Below are 23015 nucleotides of genomic sequence, written 5' to 3'. Positions count from 1 at the left end.
ACCTCCATCTCGGCGTACTTCTTCTGGTTGTGCTCCTTGGACAGCACGGTGCCGAGCCAGCCGAGGAAGAACGCCACGGGGATCGAGACGATGCCCGGGTTGTCCAGCGGGAACCAGTGGAAGTCGACGCCCTGGATCATCGAAGCGCTCTTCCCGGTTTTCGCATCGACGGGCTTACCCGAAACCGCCGGCGAGAAGACGATCAGGATGACGCACACGCTCAACCCGCCGTAGATGCTCCACACTGCGCCCTGGGTGTTGAATCGCTTCCAGAACAGCGAGTACAGGATCGTCGGCAGGTTCGCCGACGCCGCCACCGCGAACGCGAGCGCCACCAGGAACGCCACGTTCTGGTTCTTCGCGAGGATCCCGCCGACGATCGCGACCGCCCCGATCACCAGCGCGGTGATCCGCGCGACGCGGACTTCGCTGTCCGGGGCGGTCTTGCCCTTCTTGATCACGTTGGCGTAGACGTCGTGCGCGAACGACGCCGACGCCGTGATCGTCAGGCCCGCGACCACCGCCAGGATCGTCGCGAACGCCACCGCCGCGATGAACCCGAGCAGGATCGGGCCGCCCAGTTCGAGTGCCAGCAGCGGGGCCGCCGAGTTGGTCGTGCCCGGCGCCTTCGCGATCACGTCGGGGCCGACGAGCGCGCCCGCACCGTAGCCGAGCACCAGCGTGAACAGGTAGAAGATGCCGATCAGCGCGATCGCCCAGACCACCGAACGGCGCGCGTCCTTCGCCGTCGGCACCGTGTAGAAGCGCATGAGCACGTGCGGCAGGCCCGCGGTGCCGAGGACGAGCGCGATGCCCAGCGACAGGAAGTCGAGCTTCGTCGTGCCGGTCTTCCCGTACTGCTTGCCCGGGCCGAGCAGCGCTTCCCCGGTCTGGCCGCCCTTGTCGACGGCGGCCTGGAACAGGCTGGACAGGTTGAAGCCGTACTTCCCGAGCACCCACAACGTCATCGCGAACGTGCCCGCGATGAGCAGGACGGCCTTGATGATCTGGACCCAGGTGGTGCCCTTCATCCCGCCGATCAGCACGTACAGGATCATGATCACGCCGACGACGGCGATCACCAGGTCCTGGCCGAGGTTCCCTTCGATGCCGAGCAGCAGGTTCACCAGGCCGCCCGCCCCCGCCATCTGCGCGAGCAGGTAGAAGAACGAGACGGCGAGGGTGGAGATCGCGGCCGCGGCGCGGACCGGACGCTGTTTCATCCGGAACGCCAGCACGTCGCCCATGGTGAACTTGCCGGTGTTGCGCAGCAGTTCCGCGACCAGCAGCAACGCCACCAGCCAGGCGACGAGGAAACCGATCGAGTAGAGGAATCCGTCGTAGCCGTTGATCGCGATCGCACCGGCGATACCCAGGAACGACGCCGCGGAAAGATAGTCGCCCGAGATCGCGATCCCGTTCTGCGGTCCGGTGAACGCGCGCCCCGCGGCGTAGTAGTCGGAGGCGGTCTTCGTATTCCGGCTCGCCCGGAAAACGATCACGAGTGTGATCGCGACGAAGATCGCGAAAATGGTGATGTTAAGCGCCGGATTGCTTCCCTGTACGCCCGCTGCCAGCGTATTCACCGATCGGTCCCTTCGACCTCATGCCGGATCTTGTCGGCGAGCGGATCGAGCTTGCGGTTCGCGTAGCGGACGTACAACCCGGTGATCACGAAGGTGGACACGAACTGCAAGAGGCCGAAGACCAGGCCGACGTTGATGTTGCCGAAGAGCTTGGTGCTCATGAACCCGGTCGCGTAGTCGGCGAGGAGCACGTAGAGCAGATACCAGAGAAGGAACAGGGCCGATACCGGGAAAACGAATACCCGGAGCCGTCGTCGCAGCTCGGTGAATTCCGGGCTCGCCTGCACCTTTTCCCAGTCGGATTCCGGATCGGACCCGAGGCCTTGATCGGTATCGCTCACGTCGGACCTCCCACGTGCCGCAACCATTCGGTGATTTCGTTGTCACGGAAGATCATGCCCCTCATAGGGCGCGAGAGGGGCAATCCATTTGAGTGAACGGTACGACTCTGCGTAGAGGTTCGCGACTCGAAAGAGTGAATCTACTTCCGGTGACGGCCTTTACCGGTCTTCTGCGTCTTCGCTGTGTCCTCCCCGGCCTGGCCGAACCGGGCGACCGCGCGATCGCGCATGAAGCCGAGCGGATCGGGCGCGTGCAGCCGCAGCATCACGCCGTGGACGTCGTCCGGCCGCCCGTATCCGGTCGCGCGGCTCACCACATAGGTGGTCAGGAACGCCGCGGGCACGGTGATCAGCGCGGGCTGGTTCGAGAACCACGGCGCCCAGCCGCCGGTGTACTTGCTGACGATGTTGACCACCAGCGCGGTCAGCACCAGTCCGCCGCCGACGAGCATCCCGGCCAGCGCGCCGGGCCAGCTGAGCTTCCGCCACCAGACCCCGAGCAGCAGCAACGGACTGAACGTCGACGCGGCCAGCGCGAACGACATCCCGACCGAAAGCGACAGGTCCTCCGACGGCAGCAGCACCGCCAGCGCGAACGGGATCAGCGCCACGATCGCCGTCGCCACCCGGAAATCGCGGACGCGGCCGGGCAGGACGTCGGTGGACACGACCCCGGCCACGCTCACCAGCAGCCCGGACGAACTCGACAGGAACGCTGCGAACGCGCCGGCCGCGGTCACCGCGCCCAGGATCTGCCCCCAGAGTCCGGGGAGGACCGCGGACGGCAGCAGCAGGACGGCGGCGTCGGTCTTCCCGGTCACCAGCAGTTCCGGGACGTACATCCGGGACAGCGCGCCCAGCAGCGTCGGGAACAGGTAGAACAGCCCGAGCAGCAGCAGAACGTGCACTGTGGTGCGGCGCGCGGCCTTCCCGTCGGGGTTGGTGTAGAAGCGGACCAGGACGTGCGGCAGGCCCATGGTGCCGAGGAAGGTCGCGAGGATCAGCGAATAGACCTGCAGCAGATCGGTGAGACTGCCCGAACCCGGCCGCAGCCAGTCGCCGTTCGACGCGGGCGCGTCGCTGACCACCGGGACCGGCGTGCCCGCGGTGAACTTCAGCGTCGTGCCCTTCGCGACCTTGTGTCCGGCCTCCGGCGTCCATACCGCGAAACCGTTGGCGCGCGCGCCTTCCACCTGCCCGTACGCTTCGAGCACGGTCACCGAGGTGACCTTCAGCGTGACGTCGGCCTGCACCGAGACCGTGGTGTTCTCGAGGAACGTCGGCGGGGCGGGCTGCCCGAGCGGACGCGCGCTGCCCGGCGCGCCCGCGCCGAGGAACACGATGCACAGGATGAACGTCGGCACCGCGATGGCGAACAGTTTCAGCCAGTACTGGAAGGCCTGGACGACGGTGATGGCACGCATCCCGCCCGCGATCACGTTGAAGCCGACCACGCAGGTCACGAGGATCGCGCCCGCCCACGCGGGCACGGGCAGGATCGTCGCCAGCGTCAGCCCGGCACCCTGCAACTGCGGGACCATGTAAAGGATCCCGATGAACACCACGAACGCCGTCGAGACCCGGCGCAGCATCGTCGAACCCAGCCGCATCTCGACGAAGTCCGGCAGCGTGTAGGCGCCGGACCGCCGCAGCGGCGCGGCGACGAACAGCATCAGCGCGAGATAGCCCGCGGTGAACCCGATCGGGAACCACAGCGCGTCGGCGCCGTCCTTGAGCACGATGCCGGCGACACCCATGAACGACGCGGCGGACAGGTACTCGCCGGAGATCGCGGCGGCGTTGCGCCGGGACCGCACGGTGCGCCGCGCGACAAGGAAGTCGTGTGTGCTGACGGCCGACCTCGAGGAGCGATGCCCCAGGTAGAAGGTCAGGACCGCGACCAGCACGATGCCGGCTATGGCCCACGAATTCAGCTGCACGCCAAGGATCCTCGCATGTGCAGCTCCGCAATCAGTTTTCGATCATGTCGACGAAGTCGCGTTCATGTCGTTCGGCGAGCCGGTTGTACCAGAGGCCGATGCCGAACAGGAACGGGAACGGCGCCACCCCGAGGATCAGCCAGGGCAACGGAATGCCCACGACGACCACTCGCCCGAAGGACGGGATCAGGTAGAACAGCACCGGAAGTGAACACAGCGTGACCATTACCAGCAGCGCCAGCAGGGACGCCGTCCGCAGCTGGATCTTCACCAGATCCTTGATCAGGAGCTTGCCCCAGCTGGTCTGTTCTTCGAGTTCGACCCTGGCCCGCAGGGTGCTGGTTGCCTGTCGCGGATCGGCGAGGATCACCCGCTGCCGCTTGGGTTTCGCGTGATGTTCGGGTTTGGCCTGCTCGTGCTTCGCGCCGGAAGGCGCACCCGGCACGGGCTCGACGGCGGCGCCCTCCGGCACCGCCGGTTTCCTGCTCTTGCCCAGCGTCGGGTCCGGCTCGCGGACGCCGTTGACGCGGCGGTAGAAGTCGTCGGTCACGTCGACCGGTTGGCGCCGACCAGCCTGTCCTTGAGCGCGCGTGTGTGACGGCGGCTCACCGGCAGCACCTTCTCCTCGTTACCGATCACGACCTGGTAGCCGCCCTGGCCCATGCGCAGTTCGGTGATCAGCGGCAGGGAGACCAGGAACGACCGGTGGATCCGGACGAAACCCGCCTTCTCCCAGCGTTCCTCGAGCTGCGCGAGCGGGATGCGGACCAGGTGGCTGCCGTCGTTGGTGAACAACCGGGCGTAGTCACCCTGCGCCTCGACCCAGCGGACCGAAGACCGAGGGATCAGCTTCGTGGTGCCCGCGAGCTCGACCGGGATGACCTCGTCGTCGTTCTTGACCTGCCCCGGCCCGCCTTCCTGGCCGAACTTCGGCGCGGCGTTGGCGGCGAGTTTGTCGATCACGCGGGTGATCGCGCGGTCGAGACGATCCTGCTGGTACGGCTTCAGCACGTAGTCGAGCGCGCCGAGGTCGAAGGCGTTGACCGCCTCTTCGGCGTGCCCTGTCACGAACACCAGCGCGGGTGACGGGCGCAGCGCGGCGAACACGCGGGACATCTCCATCCCGGACAGCCCGGGCATGTCGATGTCGGCGAACACCGCGTCCACGATCGGCAGACCCCGCGACTTGCGGTCGGCCAGCCTCGGATCGTCCGCGGACAGCAGGCGCAGCGCCTCCGAAGCGTCGATCGCCGGATAGACCAAGGCGACGTGCGGGCTGTTCCGGAGACAGTGGACGAGTTCGTCTAGCCCTTTGGGCTCATCGTCCACCGCCAGGACAATGAGCTTCCGGGTGTCATCGTGAGCACTCACAGTGAGACGCATCCTGCCCATTGCCGCGTTCCTTGTCCAGCCCGCCGGACAAAAGTCGAACGAAAAGGACGGCACCGGCACCCCCGCGCCTGGGGTGGCCGGTGCCGTCATCTTTTCCGGTGACACGAACCGCCTCGCCGTGCCACACCTATCCCTTCACGGAGTGAAGGTGAACCAGTTGACGCTCACGAAGTCGGCGGGCTGGCCGCTGGTGAAGGTCAGGTAGACGTCGTGCTTCCCGGTGATCCCGCTGATGTTCGCGGGAACGGTCCGCCAGCTCTGCCAGCCGCCGGTGTTCGCGACGGCGAAGCTGCCGACAGGCGGGTTGGACCGGCTGTCGAGCCGGACTTCGACGAGGCCGCTCACCCCGCCCGCCGCCCCGGACGCGACGCGCGCCTGGAACTGTCTGCCCGTCTGCGTCCCGAAATCGATGCCCGGGTACAGCGCCCAGTCCCCGTTGCCCGCGGGGCCGATGTTCTGGCCACCACCGGAATCGGACGTGGCCTGTTTGGCGATCCCGGCCGCCTGGCCGTAGGACTCCGCCTGGATCGTGCCGTAAGCGCTGCCACCGCCGGGACTTCCCGTGGTCGTCGTCGGCGTGGTGGTCGTGGGTGTCGTGCCGCCGCCGCGGGTCAGGACGGTGACGTAGTCGACGAGCATCGGATGCCCCGGCACGATCCCCGGCCCCGGCGTGGTGGTGCCGGAGTTGTTGTTCGGGAACGCGCCGCCGATGGCGACGTTCAGCAGCACGAAGTAGCCCGCGTGGTTCGTCATGTTGGCCCACGTCGTGGCGTCGACCTGGTTCTGGCTGACGGAGTGGAACTGCTGGCCGTCCACCAGCCAGCGGAACACGTTGGGGCTGACGCCGGTGTCCCATTCGAAGGTGTAGGTGTGGAACGCGCTCTGGCAGCTCGCGCCGGGGCAAGTGCGGCTGCCGACGAGGCCGGTCGTCTCGTTGCACGGGCCGCCGGGGTTGACGCCGCAGTGCAGCACGCCCCAGACCGTGTTGATCCCGTTGACGTTCTCCATGATGTCGAACTCGCCGACGGCGGGCCAGTTCCAGTAGTTGCCGCGATACGGCGAGCCCAGCGCCCAGAACGCGGGCCAGTAGCCGAGCGCGGCGGCGCCGGTGACGTTCGGCATCTGGATGCGGCCTTCGATCCGCAGCGCGCCGCCCGCGGGCGGTTTGAAGTTCGTGCGCTGTGTCTCGATCCGCGCCGAGGTCCAGTTGCCCGCGCCGTCACGCTGCGGCGTGATCCGCAGGTTGCCGGAGCCGTCCTGGGCGAGGTTCGCGGGGTTCGCGGTGTAGTTCTGGATCTCGCCGGTGCCCCAATTGCCAGGGCCGCCGGGATAGCCGTGGCCGGTGTCGATGATCCAGTTCGCGCTCGACGGGAGCGAACCGGCGGCGCCGGTGAAGTCGTCGGTGAACACGGTGGTCCAGCCGGACGGCGGGGGCGGGACCGCGGCGGAAGCGGGCAAGGTCAGGGGGACCGTGATCAAAGCCGCGCCGGCTGTCGCGGCGAGCGCGATCTTCCAGCGGCTCGTTCGGGGAGAAGTAACGGACATCGGACCTCCTCGTCAACGCTGTCGAGGTTTGTTGCCGTTCACAACAAAGCGGTATGTCCGATATGAGACCTGGTCTGAACCACTTACGCCTACCACCGTTCGGGTGAATCGCTCCCTACCGCGGACGCAATGAAGGGACCTTTCATCGCAAAATTTGCAATGAAAGGTCCCTTTATTGCACGTGGTCAGAGGCCGAAGCGGCTCCAGGCGGCCTTGGACTGCACTGCGTCCAGCAGCGCGCTCGCCGCGGCGGGAGCGCCGATGCCGAGCCGCGCCAGCAGCGGCTTCTTCGGTTCGGCGATCGCGATCTCGGCGTCCGGGTACCGCTCGGTGATCACCTGGCGGAGGCTGCCGACGCCGTCGATGAGACCGAGTTCGACCGCGCGGGCGCCCAGCCAGACATCCCCGGTGAACAGGTCCTCGGAGCCGGACAGCCGGTCGCCACGGCGTTCGGTGACCCAGTCGACGAACAGTTCGTGGAGCTGGCCGTGCATCTTCTTCAGCCACTCGACGTCTTCCGGCTTCTCCGGGCTGAACGGGTCGAGCCGGGACTTGTTCGCGCCCGCGGTGTGCAGCCGCCGCTCGATGCCGAACCGTTCCAGCAGACCGGTGAACCCGAACCCGCCGCTGATCACGCCGATGGAGCCGACCATCGACGTCCGGTGCGCGTAGATCTCGTCGGCCGCGCAGGCCAGCCAGTACCCGCCGGACGCGGCGACGTCCTCGGCGAAGGCCAGCACAGGCACGTTCTTCTCGTCGGCGAGCTGACGGATCCGCTCGGCGACCAAGCCCGACTGCGTCGGCGCGCCACCCGGCGAGTTGATCTGCAGCGCGACGGCCTTCAACCGCTCGTGCCCGAACGCGCGCGTCAGCGCCGATTCGATGGCGGCGAGGTTGATCGCACCCCTGGCCAGCGGCGACGGGGTCGGCGTGATCACCCCGTGCAGCTTCACCACGGCGACGATGTCCTTGCGTTCACCCCGATCGCCGATCATGGGAAGACGGGAGGTCAGCTTGTCCGCAACGCTCATACAGCCAGGTTACCGACGTTCACGACGGCAGCACGCCGCTGCGGGAACCGCTCACCCCGCTGGACTCGTTCGGGCCGCCCTGGGGCGGGACGGTGGCGCTGTCGGCGGAGAAGTCCGGCAGATTCGGCCGCACCCCGGGCATGAACTTCGGCACCCGCAGGGTCACCTTCATGCCGGCGCCGGGCGCCGTCTCGACCATGAGCGCGTAGTCGCGGCCGAACACCTGCTGCATCCGCTGGTTGATGTTGCCGAGGCCGACGTGCGCACCCGTGCGGTGCTGGCTGCGGAGGTCCGCGAGCTTGGCGGGCTCCATGCCGATGCCGTCGTCCTCGACACTGATCAGCGCCTCGGCGCCGTAGTCCTCGGCGATCACGGTGACGCAGCCGCCGGACGGCTTCGACGCGAGACCGTGTTTGACGGCGTTCTCCACCAGTGGCTGAATGATCAGGAACGGGACGACCACCGAAAGCACCTCGGGCGCGATCTTCATCCGCACTTCGAGCCGTCCGCCGAAACGGGCGTTCTCGATGGTCAGGTACCGGTCGATGTTCCGCAGTTCCTCGGCGAGCGAGGTGAACATGCCCGACGTCCGAAACGAGTAGCGCGTGAAGTCCGCGAAGTCTTGAAGCAGCTCTCGCGCTTCCTCAGGATCCGTCCGGATCAGCGACGAGATGGTGTTGAGCGCGTTGTAGACGAAGTGCGGCGAGATCTGCGCGCGCAGCGCCTTGATCTCCGCCTGCTGGAGCTGGTTCTTCGATTCGTCGAGGCGGGCCAGCTCGAACTGGGTGCAGACGAACTGCGCGACCGCGTCGGCCATCTGCACCAGCCGCCCGCGGGTGCGCCCGACGACCAGCAACGCGGCCTCGGTCTCCCCCTCGACGATCAGCGGCACGATCACCGCGGTCCGCATCCGGCAGGTGCCGCGGTGGTTGCACGGCATCTTGTCGTGCGCGACGACCTCGCGGCGGTGCTTGCGGATCGCGTTGCCGATGGCGTCGACGAGGTCGACGTAGTGATCGTTGGCCTCGCCGTCCCAGGACAGCAGGGTGCCTTCGCTGTCGGTGATGCCGACGGCGACGCAGTCGAGCATCTCCAGCAGCTGGCTGGTGATCTTGTCGGCGACCTGCTCGTCGAGCCCCTCGCGGAGGTCCGGTGTCGCCTTCGACATCCGGTGGACGGCCTGCAGGACGGCGTTCTCCACGATGCTCGCGGGACGCCGCAGCTTGATCAGCAGGACGACGACGAGGATCCCGAGCAGCAGCGCCACGCCCCAAGGGATGATCTGCGCGATTTCGAGCCCGGACACGGCGTCCATGCTCTGCGCTCGACCAACCGGGTGCAAGGCCTGCTCCCCACTTTCCGTTGAGTTGTGACAACCGAGGGTGGGGCCGACCCTACCCAAGACCCGGGCGCGGGCCCCATGGTCACTCCCCGTGGCACGGGAAAGACTGTCCGCAGGCAATCGCTTCCGGGAGAGGAACACAATGCGCGGATCGGGGAAGGTCGCGGCGGGCGTGCTGGCGGGGGTACTGCTGGCGAGCGGGACAGCGGCCGCGGCCGGGGACCCGGTGCGCGTGGCCGTCGGCGATCTGGTCGGCGAAGGGGGTTTCCCGGGCGCGGTCGCCCAGGTCCGGAACGGTGAGGCGGTCTCGCGCTTCGGCGCCGGGTACGCGAACCCGGCCACACGCGAAGCCGCGGGGCCGCACCACCTGTTCCGGATCGCCAGCAACACCAAGTCGTTCGTCGCCGCGGTGGTGCTGCGACTGGCGGGCGAAGGCGTGCTGTCGCTCGACGACCCGGTGGAGCGACGACTGCCCGGTGTCGTACGGGGACCGGACTACGAGCCCGAAAAGATCACGCTGCGCATGCTGCTGAACCACACGAGCGGCGTGCACGACCCGCTCGACCCGCACTTCTTCGACCCGTACCTCGTCCAGGGGAACCGGGCGCACATCATCACGCCGTCGGAGGTGATCCGGCGCTCCCTCGTCGATCGGCCCGCGTTCGCGCCGGGCACGGACGTGAAGTACTCGAACACCGCATATCTGTTGCTGGGCAAGGTGATCGAGGCGGTCACCCACAACGACGTCCGGGAGGAGATCCAGCGGCGGATCCTCGATCCGCTCGGCCTCGGCCACACGTACTTCCCGCTGTGGTCGCCGTTCCTGCGTGGTCCGCATCTGCACGGGTACGACATGAGCGGCGAGGACATGACCGTGTTCAGCCCTTCGTACGACTGGACCGCGGGCGCGATGGTGTCGACTGTCGACGACCTCGCGACGTTCCACCGCGCGTTGCTGGCAGGACGGCTTTTGGAACCCGCCCAACAGGCCGAACTCAAGCGGCTCGTGCCGAACGACGAAGGCGGCGCGTACGGCGCGGGCGTCGAGACGCTCGACCTGCCGTGCGACGGGGGCACGAAGACGGTTTGGGGCAACACCGGTGCCGGGCCGGGGTTCTTCAGCGTCTCGATGAGCACCGCGGACGGCTCGAAGCAGATCGTGCTGGCGCTGAACGTGTACGACCTCGCCGCCGAACTGAACGGCGGGCAGCGGGTGCCGAAGCCCCCGATGCCCGCGGTGATGGCCGCCCTCTGCTGACCTCGTGAGTGGCGATTCGGGTTAGAACCCGAATCGCCACTCACGAGTCACTTGAGCAGGCGCGACATCCGCCGGTCCGCGAGGGGCTTCCCGCCGGTCTGGCAGGTCGGGCAGTACTGGAACGACTTGTCCGCGAACGAGATCTCGCGGATCGTGTCGCCGCAGACCGGACACGGCAGCCCGGTCCGCGCGTGCACCCGCAGCCCGGACCGCTTCTCCCCCTTGAGCCGGGCCGCGGACTGGCCGACCGAACGCGTCACCGCGCTGGTCAGCACTTCACGGATCGCCTCCGAGAGCCCGTCGAGCGCTCCTTCGGACAGCTTTCCGGTTGTGGCGTAAGGCGAAAGCTTCGCCATGTGCATGATCTCGTCGGAGTAGGCGTTGCCGATCCCGGCAATCAGCGACTGATCGGTCAGCGCCGTCTTCAGCCGTTCGGTGCGCCCGGCGAACAACTTCTCGAGCCCCGTGCGGTCCAGCGAAAGCGCGTCCGGCCCGAGCCGCACGATGCTGGCGACCTCTTTCTCCGGATCGCGCACGATCCAGACCGCCAACCCCTTCTTCGTCCCGGCCTCGGTGAGGTCGAATCCCGGCCCAGCGGCCGCGTCGAGGTGGACGCGCAGCGAGATCGGCCCCTTGCCGGGTTTGAGCGGCGTCGGCGACAGCGCGTCGGACCAGCGCAGCCAGCCCGCTCGCGCCAGATGGACGACCAGATGGAGATCCCCGGCGACGAGATCCAGATGCTTGCCGAAGCGGCAGGCCCCGGTGACCTCCCGTCCGTGCAGCTCCGTCCACGGCGGTGTCGCCGTCTTCAGCACACTGAGGGACGACACGTCGACGCGGAAGACCGTCTTGCCCACCGCGTGTTCACGCAGGTGGTGAGCGAGCGCTTCGACCTCGGGTAACTCGGGCATGGCCCCAGTCTCGCGCGTTCAGGCCGCCGCGACTACTCCACCGGGTGCAGCGGGCCGTCGAAGTCCGGCAGCGAATGCTTCTGGATCGTCTTGCTGATCTTCGAAACCTCGCCGCGCACGGTGAACATGCCGCGAATGGTGCCCACCCAGCGCTCGGACGGCCTGTCACCCGCGAGATCGCCCTCGGTCTCGGCGACCACGGTCCACGGGCGGCGCAGGATCCACCGCAGTGGGAAGAACAACGCGACCAGCAGGAGCGCCAGCGGAACCCAGGACGGGATTCTCACGTCGGCGGGTGTCCACATGATGAGCACGATCGCGAGCAGCGCCGTCACGACGACCATCGCGATACCCGGGCCGTAGCTGCCCGCCACATCGTGCTCGAAATCGTCCGCTGTCGCGGGAGCACGCCATTCCATCTGGGCTCGGACCACCCAGTCACGGCCGTCCTCGCCGTGCACCAGCCGGTTCATTCAGTCGCCTCCCGCGCGGCCGCTCGCTCGTCGTGAGCGAGCTCCACCGTACCGTGACGGCGGCCGGATTCGCGAGAGTTCGAAGGCGATAGCCCCGCTCGGGCGTTATGGGCAGGTCGGGTAGTCGACGCCCGGTTCCGGATAGTGGGAAGTCGGTTTCACCGGGCTCTGCTCGTCTTCCGACGGCGTCTCGGTCGCGCTGTCGGGGGTGCCGGTCGTCGGCGAAGAGGACCCTTCCGGGTCGGTCGTCGACTCCGGCGTGTTCGACTCCGAAGGCTGTGGCGGCTCGGTCGTCGAGTCCCGCGGCGTCGTCGTCGTGGTCGGGCTCAGCGACTCCTCGGTCGGATTCGATTCACCCGGCGGGAGGTCGTCCCGCTTCGAAGTGGTCTGGTTCGAGCCGGTTCCCGGGCCCTCGTTCAGCGGCGTGGTCTCCTCCTGCGACGGAGTCTGCCCGGCCGGAGGCCGTACGACGTCACCGCCGCCGAGCTCCTTCCGCGACGTGCCGACGCCGGGCAGGCTCGGCATGTCGGCCACGCCGAGTTCGGCGTTCCGGCCGTTCGGGCCCAACCCGGTCTTGACCGGCTGGGCGCCCTTGCCGTGCATCTGGTCCTGGGCGATCCGCTGCGGCGGGAGCTCCACCGGCTGACCCTGCGCGGGCGGCGCGACCTGTGCGGGCAGCAGCGCCAGCTCGGGCGAGCCGCCTCCGGACAGGCCGACGGTGTGCGTCACGTCCGTGCCGAGAATGGCCGGACCGGCGACGATCCCGACCGCGCCAGCGGCGGCCGTCGACGCCACCGCCAGGCCGACCTTCACCTTCGACCCGAGCAGTAGTCCCTTGACCGACGCGGCGAGCCCGGACAACGCCCCGCTCGCGTGGGCCCCCGCGGCCGCCGGCACCAGCAGGGCCACCACGCCGGCGTGCGCCCGCAGCGACGAACAGACGTCACGCAGCTCGTCGTGTGTCGCCCGGCAGGACTGGCACCCGATCAGGTGGGCCTTGATCCGGCGGGCCTCGGCCCCGGTGACGCTGCCCGCGGTGAACCCGCCCAGCTTCTCCACCACCGACCGGCACGAATCGGGCCCGCGGTTCACCGACAGATGCGCCTGCAGGTACGCGGCCCGCAACCCCTGCCGCGCTCGCCTGGCCAACGCCGCCGTCGCGTTCGCGCTCAACCCGAAATGCGGCGCGACCATGGCAGGCTGCTCGCCCTCGACCTCGGTCTGCCACAGCACCGAACGCCACCGCTCGGGCAAACTCGTGAAAGCCGTCGTGATCAGCGAATGCTCGGCCGTACGGGCGTTCGTGTCCGCCCCCGCCCCGGCCCGGAAACTCAGTTCGTCGTCGCTCACCGGCACGTCACGACGCGCGCCGTGCCATTCCCACGACACCCGGCGAGCCACCGTCAGCAGATAGGCCCGCACGTAGTCCCGCGGCCCGGCACCCCGGCGCAACGCCTGAAGCACCCGGAAGAAGGTCTCGGCCGTGATGTCCTCCGCCTCCGACCGATCGGAGGCAAGACTGCGTGCCAGCCGCCGCACCGCGGCGGCATGACGTTCGAAAAGCTCCCCGAAGGCGGCGTCCTCCCCATCACGGAGACGCTGGAGCAATGCCTGCTCGTCGGATTCCGAGGCCGCCTGAAGCGGCACCGTGCCCTGCTCGGTCATCCGGCCAGGCACCTCCTCCCCGAAGGACTCACCATTCGGTCGAATGGGGACACCATACGGAGGTATGCAGCCGTCGTCACCCCTTGTACGCCAGGTGTGACGCCGAAGCACGTCTAGGGGTGGGTCGAAACAGCTACAGACGGTCGGTGTATGGTTGTTCCACTGCTTCAAACGAGTGTTGAAGCGGTGAGAGACATGCGGATGTAGCGCAGCTGGTAGCGCATCACCTTGCCAAGGTGAGGGTCGCGGGTTCGAATCCCGTCATCCGCTCGCATGCGGGCACCGCGTGCGCAGGTAAAGCCTGCGCCGCAGCGTACTCGCCATAATTCCCCGGGGCTCGAGCCCCCGGACCCCCACGGTTCGTTCACCTCACCTTCCCGGGTGGGTATGGGGCATTTCGATCTTCTTTGTTGGGCTTTTCGGTTACTAAGTGCTACAGGTTCGGTGAGCGGGGTCACACGACCGTAGTAATTCGGATTTGCGCATACGTTCGCCTGCTGACGATGGCCGTCACCTGCGAGTTCGGTACTTTGTGGACCGGATCTTCAAGGGTGGGGAAACACGGATGAGCGAGAACGCGCGCGACGGCGGCCCCGTCGCGACCATGGAAGCCGAGCAGGAGACACCTGGACCCGGCAAGTCCGTGAAGCGAGGTCTGCTCGACAGGCTTCCCTACTGGGCCCTCTGGGCACTGACCGCGGTGCCCATCCTGCTGTCGATCATCGAGGTCGTCCGCGCCCCCAAGATCAACCACGCGGACTACTGGGTCGTCCTCGGCCTGATCGCCGACAAGAACGGCGACCTCGACGTCGCCCAGCTGTTCCACCTCTACCACGAGCACCCGATCGTGCTGGTCGGTCTTGTCTTCTGGCTCGACGCGAAGCTGTTCGCCGGGACCCAGCCCCCGCTCGGCTTCCTCAGCGTCATCCTCGCGGCAGGCATGTTCGCCGCGCTGTGGAGCATGCTGCCCCGCACCCTCACCGGCCTGCGCCGCGCGGGCGTCGTCGCCGGACTCTCCGGCCTGGTGTTCTCCGCGGGCACGGTCGAATACTTCGGCGACGGCATGATGGGCGTCCAGTGGCTCCTCGGGCTCGCTCCCGCCGTCATCGCGATCGCCTTCGCACACCACGGCAAGCTTGTCTCGGCCTTCCTCTTCGCCTTCATCGGCAGCCTCGGACACGGTGTGGCGTTCCCGGTCTGGATCGTTCTCGCGCTCGTTCTCTGGCTCCGCGGCGAGAGCCGGATCAAGGCCGCGCTGCCGCTCGGCCTCGGCTTCGTCGTCTTCGTCCTCTGGCGCGTCGCGCCGTGGCCGCCGAGCTACCAGAAGCCGAACGTCGTCGGCGCCGACACCTACCTCGGCGCGATGACGAGCACGATCGGCCAGTCCTGGTCCACCAAATCCCCCGATCTCGCGTTCCTCGCCGGCGCGCTGACCGTCGGCCTTTTCGGCGTCCTCGCCGCGACAGCCGTGAAGCAGCGGCTCGCGTCCGAGAACTTCACCGGAACGCTCGACGGCCCCGCACCGGTCGCGGCCGTCGCGGGCTGGTTCGGGCTCGCCGCCCAGGTGACGCTGAACGGTGTGATGATCGGCGTGAGCCGTGGTGGTTACAACGCCACCGAAGGCATGTCGTCCCGCTACGTCGGCATCGGGCTCCTCGGTGTCTGCGCAGTACTCGTGCTGCTGGTGACCCGAGGCCCACGCGCGGTGCGTCTCAAGGCGATCCCGCTGGCGCTGGTCATGGCGCTGTGCGTCTACGCGATCGGGAACACCGCCGCGGGCGCGACCCGCTGGCGGTACGCGTATCAGCCCGTCCTCGCGGTGGCGATGCAGGTCGACGCCAAAACGGTGATGAGCAAGATGTACGCCTACCCCGACTTACTCGAGCAGCAACGGGCGATGGGCATCTACCCGTTCACCCCTGACTTCACCCTGGGCTGCGGCGCGGGCGGGCCGGAGCTCGGAACGACCGTCGACCTCGCCAAGGCCGTCGAGCTCAAGGGCCCCGGCTACGGTCCCAAGGACACCGCCGGCGCCGTCGACGCCGTAACCGTGACCGGCGACAAGCAGATCGACGGCTGGGCGCTCATCGGCGGACAGCAGGCCCAGTGCATCCTCGTCACGGACGGCGCGGGCAAGGTCGTCGGCGGCGGCACGGTCGGCCTTCCCCGCGACGACATCACGCAGTTCCTGAAGGGCACCGGCCGCTCCGGCTGGCAGGCCGTCGCGGCCCCCGAGGTCAAGGACGCGGTCGTCCTCGCCTATCGCGACGGCACCTACCACCGCATCACCACGATGAAGGACGCCGGGAAGGGCTAGAGCGCGGGCGTTTTGAAGGGGTCGTGCTCGGCGAGGAGTTTGTCGACGCGGGCCTGGTCGACTCTGCTGACGACGGTGTTCTCGTCCTGCCGGTCACGGATGCACTTGGCGAGGGTGAACGCCGAAGTGGTCAGGAAGAGCATGCCGAGGGCGAGGAAGCCGCGGACCCAGCCGTCGACCGGCAGGTACCAGATGCCGACGACGACCGCGAGCAGCGCCAGGCCGAAGGAGAGGGCGGCCTGGACGAAGAACGCGACGGTGGTGGGAGGCGCTGCGGAGGTTTTCGTCATGCGTACCACGGTCGCGCCGACGGCCCCCGGTGTCTTGAGTACGGCTACTCAAGAAGTGTTGCGATTCGATTCGACAAACGCCGCCATGTCGTCAAAAGCATCTTCGACTTGCCCGCCGAGCACGGGATCTTCCGCCAATTCACGCAACTTCGAAATCAGCTCATCCGACTCATTGAGAGTCGGCAACCTTCGGCTCCCGCCACTGCGACAAATGAGACCACCTATCGATACGGGCCGGGTAACCAGCCGAACAGCCTAATTCGATCATCCACGAAAAGCGTGGGCGGACGGCTCAGATCTCGTAGCCGTCCAGCACGGTCGGCGCGACCGGGGACAGGTGCTCGTCGCCGTGTTCGGTGACCAGGCCGCGGGCCATCCGATACACCTTGAATTCGTTGTCGTGCTCGGGATCCTGGTCGTCCCAGACGTGCAGGAGGCCGTAGGAGCCGGGGGCGAGGTCGCCGACGCGGGTGAACAGGTCCACCAGTTCGGGCGCGATCGCCGTGCCGTGCTTGTCCATCCCGCCCAGATGCAGCACCGGCACCCCGGCGGCCCAGCGCAGGTCGAGCAGATCGGCGTCGCCGAAGTCGCGGACGGCGCGGTGCACCCGCTCGACGATCCGCTCGAGCAGCGCCGCGTCGTCATCGCCGGAAGGGCTCGCTTGGATGGTCACCCACCCGTGGTATTCGAACACCCGCCTGAGTTTAGGCAGGTCCGCCCGCCGGACGGTGGTCAGCCCGCCATCACGGCCGGTGCCCCGTTGCGCCGGAGCTCGTTCTTGAAGACGCGTTCGCCGTGCTTCTCGAAGGCGGGCACCAGCTTCTCGCCGTAGACGCACAACGTCCGTTCCCACGGATGCCCGAGCGTGCCGAAGCGGAAGTCGTTCGCCAGGAAGAGGTGATAGTCCGTGCGCGGGAACACCGGGACCGGCCACGGGTCGAGCGCGGCGTGCCGATGCGGGTAGAAGCGGTACGACTGGTGCTGCCAGTGCAGCACCCATACCCACTCGTCCTCGGCGACGCAGTCCTTCAGCGCCGAGAGGGCGACACGGGCGACGTCGTTCTGCTCGACGGCGTACGGGCCCAGCCGGAATTCGGCCGACGAGCGGTCGAGTCCCCCTGGCGCGAGATCCCACGCGACGGATGGAGCGGGTTCACGGAAACCGGGCCAGGCGTGCGCGTAGGTGCTCGGCCAGAACGCGAGCTTGTCGTAGATCCAGTACCAGGCGGGCTCATCTGCGACCCTGGAGATGGCTTCCCAAGCGTTGTTCACGAGCGACCCTCGGTGGTTCGGCCGATTAAGACTGGGAAAGCTTCGTGTTCAGGGCCCAAGTTGTCCAGCTCGTGGGCGTACTCCGCGAAACTGTCACCTGATCAGGTGTCTTGCGCCGCCGCCGGAACCGTGAGAATGACGGTGCGTGAACGGCGGACCCACGGAAGGCGGGCCCGCCGTCGTTCGCTCACGCGGCGGCCTCCCAAAGGCTCATGAAGGCCGAGGCCTCACTCCGTACCCACGGCCGCACCTTGTCGCGATCGCGCGGCGACAACGCGAACTCCTTCGAACGCCGGACGTCGACCACGAGCGGCCGTCCGCCTGGGCGCAGCTCGTCCATGGTCTGTTCGAGCAGCCACAGCACCATCTGCGCCGCGTCCCGGCTCAACGGCTCCTCCTTGAAGTAGAGCCAGGTGACGTAGACGGGGCCGTCGCCCTTGCGCAGGCCGAGATGCGGGTTGATGCCCACCTCGAGCGACCCGAGCCGCCATCGTGACCGGCCGACCTCGGCCAGCCGCAGGTCACGCCGCCCGACATAGCGCAGCCAGCCGTTGGCGATCTCGCTGTAGTGCGGCCGCGTGCGCTCGTCCGCGTTCTCGACCAGCGCCCGCAGTACCTCGCGATCCCGCCCGGAGATCCGTCCGGCACGGATCGCGTTCGCGGCACGGAGGTAGAAGTTGAACCCGCCCCTGGCCGGGTCCTCGTACTGACGGCGCCAGCGCCGGACGAACGAGGAACGCGAAGGACCCGAGCTCGTGCTGTACCCCACGAAGGTGGGCAGGGTGATGTAGGCCATCCGTGTCTGCCTTTCGCCGCTGTTCCTGCTGTACAACACCCATTTTAGAACACATGTACGACAGAAACCGGGGCTTTACGGGTGACGCGGGGAAGGAGGCCAGGGACCTTCGAGCAGCTCGGCTGATTCCTCGAGGATCGGCACCTCGCAGACGTCCCTCGGGGTGAGGTCGGTCGGGATCCAGTTCTCGAGCATCGCCGACCAGCGCGTGATCCCCCGCAGCGACGGCGGGGACCCGAGCAGCTCGCCGACCTCGCTGATCAGCGCGCCACCGGCCGCGGGAGAGAGGCGGCCGTCGACCATCGCGGTGAGCCAGCCGTGGATCAGCGACCAGCGGGCGGCCGTCGGATCGGCGGGCAGTTCGAGCCCCAGTTCGTCGACGACCTGGCCGAACACCTTGTCGACGGTGGCTTCGGCGGAGGACTCCAGCCCGGCGAGCAAGGCGAGGGACGGGGTGTCGAGTCCGGCGACGATCGCGTCCAGACCGGCCTCGACCAGGTGGGACGTGCGGACGTCACGGCCGGCGAGCCTGCCGATGGCCAGCTCGCGCAGCGCGCCGCGACAGGCGTCGATTTCCGTCATCCGGCACTTCCCACGTCCGCCACCGTACCGGCGGAACCGGCCATCCGCGCCTGACCAGCCGAAAGAGCATCACACCGTGGAAAGACGCGGAGTGATGCGAACGTCGAGATCGGCTTCGAGGGCATGCGCCAGCCGTTCCAGCACCGGAATGGTCGGAACCGTTCCTCCCGCCTCGAATCGCGCGACAGCGGACTGCGTCATCCCCGCCTCGGCGGCGAGCCTCGTCTGGGACCAGCCACGTGCCTCGCGCATTTCACGCACGGTCTTGCCCAGGTCGTAAGCCAGCTTCGCGGCCTCGTACGCGTCAACGGCGCCCGGCTCGGCCATCCGCCGCTCGCGAAGCCGCCGCCAGTCGGTCCGCTCGGCCATCGTTCTCACTCCCCTTCGTGCTCATCGGTCGTATGCCGTCGAGCAACACATCGCCACATCGCCTTCCGCGCCCGCCGCACCTCACGCTCGTCGCGCATGCGGGTTTTCCGAAACTCGGTCAGCAACACGACTCGCCTGCCGGATGCGATCCAGTAAGTGATCCGCACGGCCTCTCCGTCCAGATGGAACCGCAACTCCCGCAGCTTGCCATCGAGCTGTCGCGTGTACGGCTCACCCAACAGCGGGCCTCGCTCCGCGAGCAGATCCACGTAGAAGGCCACTGTCGCGAAGCGCGCCGCGGACAAACTCTCCAGCCAGTCGCGAACCTCCGGTTCCAGTTCCACGGTACCCCATGTCATAGCTTTGATGCTATATATGCAGGTCTAATCACTATCGGACGATACGTTTGCGCTTCTGCAATCGAGATCATCGCCGCGGCACCTTGATCAAGGTTGAGGCTTGATGGTGAACGCGGTCCAGAGATCCACTGCTTGCTCAAGATCAAGAGCAGTGACCTTCTCGGGCGAGACACCCGCCGTACGAATGAGGCGATTCGCGAGCCAGTCAGGCACCGGCTCACCTTGCGGCTCGGCCTCGACGACCACATCGCCTGCCAACCGACCGAGCTTGGCGATCACATCCGCGAGACGCTGAACCTCAGGACTTTCGTCAGCCGCAGCCGCCACTCGCGAGGTTGCCTCCGCATAGACCTCAGCATCAGATCGAGCCCCTGCACGCCAAATCTCGCAGATCTCCACTGAACCGTTCTCGTCCAGGCGATACCCGATCCGCCAGTGATCGCGGCCGACGACCAACTTGCGAAAGCCCGTGAGGTTCCCACCCAATGGGTAGCCTGCCTTCGGGTCATCGAGAAGGAACATGATCTTTTTCAGGACCTCGGGGACGACATCCGGCCCAAGCCGACGCAGATCGTCGAGGGCTGCCTCGGTGAAAGCGACTTGGACCATCGAGCTACTCGTCGTCCTCGATGTCGGCAAGCGATTCCCGGGTGTGACCGAAGGCGGCCATGACCTCGTCCAGCGACGTGCGCCGCCCCTTGTCGGCGACCGGCCGAGGATGACGGGTGACTACCAGCGCGTCACCCTTTCGGCGTCGGCGACCAGTCCGGCAACTCCCCGTTTGGTCGCCTCGGTGACCGTCAGCTCGTGGGCGTCCTTCAAAACCGTGCTGGACCAGGTCGTGAGTGGACGCAAGAATGGGGAAAGACCACATCAACCACCCATAAGGGTGCATGCAACACTGGCTGCCCACACCCGGCGGCAGGGGGCTAAATGAGCTGGCAAGACGAGCTTCGACAGCTGGACGTCGAGCTGGCCGCGGGTCGCATCGGACACGCCGAACACCGACGTAAGCGCGATGAGCTCCTGGCAGAGGCCTCCGGCGGGACGATGCCGTCCCCGGTCCCCTCGCCACTGCGACGTCCGGGCGGAGCGTGGCACAGCACCAATCCCGCCGCGCGGCCCGTCGAGCCGCCCGCCGTCACCGTCCAGCAGACCCAGCCGTACCAGCAGACCCAGCCGGTGTACACGCCTGTCGAGCAGCCGGAGAAGAAGGCGGGCATCCCCCGGATCGCGGACCACAAGACCACCGCGCCCTCACCCGCCGACATCAATCCGACGGTCTATCTGCGTGCCACCCCGCCGCCCGCCAGGAACCAGCCGTCGATTCGCGAGCCGAACCGGCCGCTTCCGCCGCTGACGCCGGAGCCCGGCCCGCGCCACCAAGCGCCGGCCGAGGATTACGCGGTGGTCGGCAAACGCAAGCCGACGTGGCTGTTCATCGGCGCCGGGGTGCTGGTGGTGCTGGCGTTGATCATCGGCGGAACGCTGTGGCTGGGCACTTCCCGGTCCTCGAACGTCGCCGAGCAGCCGCCGGCGCAGAGCGTGGCCCAGCCGCCGAACGGCCTCGCGCCGTCGGGTCAGCCCGACAGTGCCCAGACGCCGTTGGAGGACCGGCTCCCCGCGCTGCCGGGGACACCGTCGAAGGACAACTCGACGATGTCGGTCGCGAAGGGTGTCGAACTCAGCCTTTACTCGAAGGCCGCGGGCGACTACCTCGCTTCGAAGAACGTCGCTTCCGTCACCTACAAGGGTTCGAACGAGGGTACGAACAGTTACCTCGTCCTGGTGATTCCGGCGAACGACGCGAAGGACGCGGCTTCGATCGTGAAGTACTTCCGGGAGAACTCGATCGACGCCGGACTGCGCGAGCAGCGCGTCGGCGATCGGCTCGCCCTCGTCGGCGCGAACCAGAACGGCCAGCTCAGCGGCATCGGTTACGTCTCCGGGACGATGGCCGTCACGACGTGGGTCTCGCAGCCGCTCGGCGGCGACCCGCAGGCGCTCGACACCCGTCTGGAGCAGACACTGACCTCGTTGGACACCGTTCTCCCGGCGGGCTGAGAAACGCAGGTCGCGGGGAGATCACGATTCGACCCGCGGGGGCGCGGCCAGTCCGGGCAGTGCAGAATGTGCGAGGTCACCGCAGTGGTGGTATCGCGACGGCCGGGAGCGTTCCTCCCGGCGGGAATCGGATAAGGGGGCCGGTGGTGTCCTGGCAGGAAGAGCTGCGCAATCTGGACGAAGAGCTCGCATCTGGACGGCTCTCCGCCGATGATTACCGGCTCCGCCGTGACCAGGTGCTGTCCTCGGCTGTCGCGTACGGCGACCCCGCGCAGCAGCAGGTCCAGCAGCCCGGCCAACAGCCGCAGCAGCCGTTCCAGCAGCAGCCGCCCGCGCCGCCTCAGCAGCAGGCGCCGCAGCAACCCGGTCAGCCCAGCGCCGACTCGACGCAGATCATCGCGCCGGTGAACCAGCCGCAGCAGAACGGCGGCGAGGGCGAGCGCACCCAGGTCGTCCCGAACTGGCAGCAACAGCAGTCCGATCCGAACCGCACCCAGGTCGTGCCGCCGGTGGCGTCCCCGCCCGGCGGTTTCCCGCAGCAGGGCCAGCAGGCGTCCCCGGCCGGCGGCTTCCCCCAGCAGGGTCATGCCTCGCCCGCGGGCGGTTTCCCGCAGCAGCAACAACAACAGCCGCAACACGGTTACCAGCAGCCGCAGCAGCAGGGCTGGACCGACAACGACGCCAGCCCGCCGTGGGGTGGTTCGGACTTCCCGCCGATCTCGCCGGTCGGCAGCACGGAGTGGGTCAAGCAGGGCCCGGAGCTGTTCGAAGACAAGCCCAAGGGCAAGGGCGGCAAGATCGCGATCATCGCGATCGTCGCCGTCCTGGTCCTCGCCGGTCTGGGTGTCGGCGGCTACTTCGCCTTCTCCGGTGGTGGCGACACCCCGCCGGATCCGACGGCCGCGCCGCAGTCGTCCCAGCCGCAACCCGCCCCGCCGTCGTCGACCAAGCCGAAAACGCCCGAAGAGCTGCTGTTCGAGAAGATCCCGGAACAGTCCGGTGAAGAGGACCCGAAGAGCGGCGCGATCCCCGTGGCCCAGCTCGCCGAGCTCGCCGGCCTGGAGAAGGCCGAGGCGGATCTGGTGATCGCCGCCGGGGTCAAGCAGGTCGCGTACCGGGGCTCGCAGAAGCAGCCGGACGAGACCGGGCCGCAGCCGGCGAAGATCTCGGTCACGGTCATCCCGCTGACCAGCCCCGGTGCCGCCGCTGACCTGATCAAGCAGCTGCGCCAGTACCAGACGACCAACGGATTCGTGCAGATCACCGAGCCGCTGCCGGGGATGCCGCCGAAGCTGAACTTCCAGAAGAAGATCGACGGCGACAAGGGCTCCTACCGCGGCACCTGGATCAGCGGCAACAACATCGTCCGCGTCGACATCCTGCAGAACCCGCTCGGCGGGGAAGAGGGCGAGAAGGCGTTGAGCGGCACGTACCAGCGTGCGGTGAAGAAGACGCTGGAAAACTACGCCGTCACCAGCTGAG

Annotated in this window: 24 protein-coding genes and 1 tRNA gene; 5 read left to right on the top strand and 20 right to left on the bottom strand. The window is 67.9% G+C overall.

Annotated elements, in window-relative coordinates; translation table 11 throughout:
- The 8 genes from DL991_RS06080 to DL991_RS06045 form a co-directional block, all read right to left on the bottom strand.
- Positions 1–1586, bottom strand: a 1586-nt coding sequence (locus tag DL991_RS06080) for a cation acetate symporter (RefSeq protein WP_148106356.1), incomplete at its 3' end; no start/stop codon positions are given.
- The gene (locus DL991_RS06075) at positions 1583–1927 is read right to left on the bottom strand and encodes a DUF485 domain-containing protein (RefSeq protein WP_125781794.1); all 345 of its coding nucleotides are present in this window, start codon (positions 1925–1927) and stop codon (positions 1583–1585) included. The genes DL991_RS06080 and DL991_RS06075, both read right to left, overlap by 4 nt.
- Positions 1928–2067: 140 nt before the next feature.
- Positions 2068–3867: a cation acetate symporter gene (locus DL991_RS06070; RefSeq protein WP_125781792.1), complete on the bottom strand. Its 1800-nt coding sequence runs from the start codon at positions 3865–3867 to the stop codon at positions 2068–2070.
- 31 nt (positions 3868–3898) lie between these two features.
- Positions 3899–4417 (bottom strand): hypothetical protein, encoded by a 519-nt coding sequence (locus DL991_RS06065; RefSeq protein WP_125781789.1) that lies wholly within the window; start codon positions 4415–4417, stop codon positions 3899–3901.
- A complete protein-coding gene (locus DL991_RS06060) occupies positions 4414–5250 on the bottom strand; it encodes a LytTR family DNA-binding domain-containing protein (RefSeq protein ID WP_199746213.1) in 837 nt (278 codons plus the stop codon). Before DL991_RS06060 ends, DL991_RS06065 begins: the two co-directional genes overlap by 4 nt.
- A 144-nt stretch (positions 5251–5394) precedes the next feature.
- Positions 5395–6804, bottom strand: coding sequence for a carbohydrate-binding protein (locus DL991_RS06055; protein ID WP_125781787.1), 1410 nt, complete (start codon positions 6802–6804; stop codon positions 5395–5397).
- A gap of 185 nt (positions 6805–6989) precedes the next feature.
- Positions 6990–7835: a S49 family peptidase gene (locus DL991_RS06050; RefSeq protein ID WP_125781785.1), complete on the bottom strand. Its 846-nt coding sequence runs from the start codon at positions 7833–7835 to the stop codon at positions 6990–6992.
- A 19-nt stretch (positions 7836–7854) separates the two neighbouring features.
- Complete coding sequence (locus DL991_RS06045; protein WP_125781783.1) at positions 7855–9150, bottom strand: histidine kinase; 1296 nt, start codon at positions 9148–9150, stop codon at positions 7855–7857.
- Positions 9151–9319: 169 nt separating this feature from the next.
- Between DL991_RS06045 and DL991_RS06040 the strand changes: the two genes are divergently transcribed.
- A complete protein-coding gene (locus tag DL991_RS06040; protein ID WP_125781781.1) occupies positions 9320–10435 on the top strand; it encodes a serine hydrolase in 1116 nt (371 codons plus the stop codon).
- Positions 10436–10482: 47 nt separating this feature from the next.
- Here DL991_RS06040 and DL991_RS06035 read toward each other — a convergent pair whose 3' ends face one another.
- The 3 genes from DL991_RS06035 to DL991_RS06025 all read right to left on the bottom strand — a co-directional run bounded on the left by DL991_RS06035 (position 10483) and on the right by DL991_RS06025 (position 13484).
- Positions 10483–11346, bottom strand: a complete 864-nt coding sequence (locus tag DL991_RS06035) for an Fpg/Nei family DNA glycosylase (RefSeq protein WP_125781779.1) — start codon at positions 11344–11346, stop codon at positions 10483–10485.
- 32 nt (positions 11347–11378) lie between these two features.
- Positions 11379–11819, bottom strand: coding sequence for a DUF983 domain-containing protein (locus tag DL991_RS06030; protein WP_125781777.1), 441 nt, complete (start codon positions 11817–11819; stop codon positions 11379–11381).
- A gap of 105 nt (positions 11820–11924) precedes the next feature.
- A complete protein-coding gene (locus tag DL991_RS06025) occupies positions 11925–13484 on the bottom strand; it encodes a sigma-70 family RNA polymerase sigma factor (protein ID WP_125781776.1) in 1560 nt (519 codons plus the stop codon).
- Between the two features lie 197 nt (positions 13485–13681).
- Between DL991_RS06025 and DL991_RS06020 the strand changes: the two genes are divergently transcribed.
- Positions 13682–13754 (top strand) — tRNA-Gly (locus tag DL991_RS06020).
- 295 nt (positions 13755–14049) lie between these two features.
- A complete protein-coding gene (locus DL991_RS06015; RefSeq protein WP_125781775.1) occupies positions 14050–15801 on the top strand; it encodes a hypothetical protein in 1752 nt (583 codons plus the stop codon).
- On the opposite strand, the gene DL991_RS06010 is transcribed toward DL991_RS06015, so the two are convergent.
- The 9 genes from DL991_RS06010 to DL991_RS05975 form a co-directional block, all read right to left on the bottom strand.
- On the bottom strand, positions 15798–16091 hold the full coding sequence (locus DL991_RS06010; protein WP_125781774.1) for a YiaA/YiaB family inner membrane protein: 294 nt from the start codon (positions 16089–16091) through the stop codon (positions 15798–15800). The two genes, DL991_RS06015 and DL991_RS06010, sit on opposite strands and share 4 nt — an antisense overlap.
- 48 nt (positions 16092–16139) lie before the next feature.
- Positions 16140–16277 (bottom strand): hypothetical protein, encoded by a 138-nt coding sequence (locus DL991_RS42565; RefSeq protein ID WP_158634390.1) that lies wholly within the window; start codon positions 16275–16277, stop codon positions 16140–16142.
- Between the two features lie 106 nt (positions 16278–16383).
- On the bottom strand, positions 16384–16785 hold the full coding sequence (locus tag DL991_RS06005; protein ID WP_125781773.1) for an immunity 7 family protein: 402 nt from the start codon (positions 16783–16785) through the stop codon (positions 16384–16386).
- Positions 16786–16823: 38 nt separating this feature from the next.
- A complete protein-coding gene (locus tag DL991_RS06000; protein ID WP_125781771.1) occupies positions 16824–17363 on the bottom strand; it encodes a DUF2716 domain-containing protein in 540 nt (179 codons plus the stop codon).
- Between the two features lie 187 nt (positions 17364–17550).
- Positions 17551–18159: a hypothetical protein gene (locus tag DL991_RS05995; protein ID WP_125781769.1), complete on the bottom strand. Its 609-nt coding sequence runs from the start codon at positions 18157–18159 to the stop codon at positions 17551–17553.
- A gap of 75 nt (positions 18160–18234) precedes the next feature.
- Positions 18235–18741, bottom strand: coding sequence for a hypothetical protein (locus DL991_RS05990; protein WP_125781766.1), 507 nt, complete (start codon positions 18739–18741; stop codon positions 18235–18237).
- 69 nt (positions 18742–18810) lie between these two features.
- Positions 18811–19110: a helix-turn-helix transcriptional regulator gene (locus DL991_RS05985; protein ID WP_125781764.1), complete on the bottom strand. Its 300-nt coding sequence runs from the start codon at positions 19108–19110 to the stop codon at positions 18811–18813.
- Positions 19111–19115: 5 nt separating this feature from the next.
- Complete coding sequence (locus DL991_RS05980) at positions 19116–19469, bottom strand: type II toxin-antitoxin system RelE/ParE family toxin (RefSeq protein WP_125781762.1); 354 nt, start codon at positions 19467–19469, stop codon at positions 19116–19118.
- An 87-nt stretch (positions 19470–19556) separates the two neighbouring features.
- On the bottom strand, positions 19557–20078 hold the full coding sequence (locus tag DL991_RS05975; protein ID WP_125781760.1) for a type II toxin-antitoxin system RelE/ParE family toxin: 522 nt from the start codon (positions 20076–20078) through the stop codon (positions 19557–19559).
- A gap of 324 nt (positions 20079–20402) precedes the next feature.
- Here DL991_RS05975 and DL991_RS05965 point away from each other — a divergent pair, with 324 nt between their 5' ends.
- Entirely contained in the window at positions 20403–21533 is a 1131-nt protein-coding gene (locus DL991_RS05965) for a hypothetical protein (protein ID WP_125781758.1), read from the top strand.
- Between the two features lie 143 nt (positions 21534–21676).
- Complete coding sequence (fliL, locus tag DL991_RS05960) at positions 21677–23014, top strand: flagellar basal body-associated protein FliL (RefSeq protein ID WP_125781756.1); 1338 nt, start codon at positions 21677–21679, stop codon at positions 23012–23014.
- The last annotated feature ends 1 nt before the right edge of the window (position 23015 follow it).

This window comes from Amycolatopsis sp. WAC 01375 (assembly GCF_003947325.1).
Lineage (GTDB): Bacteria > Actinomycetota > Actinomycetes > Mycobacteriales > Pseudonocardiaceae > Amycolatopsis.
Note: the sequence above shows the minus strand (reverse complement) of the source record. Positions and strands in the feature narration are given on the sequence as shown.

Excerpts from the sequence above, each read along its gene's own strand:
- DL991_RS06040 (WP_125781781.1), top strand. The coding sequence starts at position 9,320 with ATGCGCGGATCGGGGAAGGTCGCGGCGGGCGTGCTGGCGGGGGTACTG.
- DL991_RS06050 (WP_125781785.1), bottom strand. The coding sequence starts at position 7,835 with ATGAGCGTTGCGGACAAGCTGACCTCCCGTCTTCCCATGATCGGCGAT.
- DL991_RS06010 (WP_125781774.1), bottom strand. The coding sequence starts at position 16,091 with ATGACGAAAACCTCCGCAGCGCCTCCCACCACCGTCGCGTTCTTCGTC.
- DL991_RS05995 (WP_125781769.1), bottom strand. The coding sequence starts at position 18,159 with ATGGCCTACATCACCCTGCCCACCTTCGTGGGGTACAGCACGAGCTCG.
- DL991_RS05985 (WP_125781764.1), bottom strand. The coding sequence starts at position 19,110 with ATGGCCGAGCGGACCGACTGGCGGCGGCTTCGCGAGCGGCGGATGGCC.
- DL991_RS05975 (WP_125781760.1), bottom strand. The coding sequence starts at position 20,078 with ATGGTCCAAGTCGCTTTCACCGAGGCAGCCCTCGACGATCTGCGTCGG.
- DL991_RS05980 (WP_125781762.1), bottom strand. The coding sequence starts at position 19,469 with ATGACATGGGGTACCGTGGAACTGGAACCGGAGGTTCGCGACTGGCTG.
- DL991_RS05990 (WP_125781766.1), bottom strand. The coding sequence starts at position 18,741 with ATGACGGAAATCGACGCCTGTCGCGGCGCGCTGCGCGAGCTGGCCATC.
- DL991_RS05965 (WP_125781758.1), top strand. The coding sequence starts at position 20,403 with ATGAGCTGGCAAGACGAGCTTCGACAGCTGGACGTCGAGCTGGCCGCG.
- DL991_RS06060 (WP_199746213.1), bottom strand. The coding sequence starts at position 5,250 with ATGCGTCTCACTGTGAGTGCTCACGATGACACCCGGAAGCTCATTGTC.
- DL991_RS06035 (WP_125781779.1), bottom strand. The coding sequence starts at position 11,346 with ATGCCCGAGTTACCCGAGGTCGAAGCGCTCGCTCACCACCTGCGTGAA.
- DL991_RS06055 (WP_125781787.1), bottom strand. The coding sequence starts at position 6,804 with ATGTCCGTTACTTCTCCCCGAACGAGCCGCTGGAAGATCGCGCTCGCC.
- DL991_RS06045 (WP_125781783.1), bottom strand. The coding sequence starts at position 9,150 with ATGGACGCCGTGTCCGGGCTCGAAATCGCGCAGATCATCCCTTGGGGC.
- DL991_RS06030 (WP_125781777.1), bottom strand. The coding sequence starts at position 11,819 with ATGAACCGGCTGGTGCACGGCGAGGACGGCCGTGACTGGGTGGTCCGA.
- DL991_RS06015 (WP_125781775.1), top strand. The coding sequence starts at position 14,050 with ATGAGCGAGAACGCGCGCGACGGCGGCCCCGTCGCGACCATGGAAGCC.
- DL991_RS06025 (WP_125781776.1), bottom strand. The coding sequence starts at position 13,484 with ATGACCGAGCAGGGCACGGTGCCGCTTCAGGCGGCCTCGGAATCCGAC.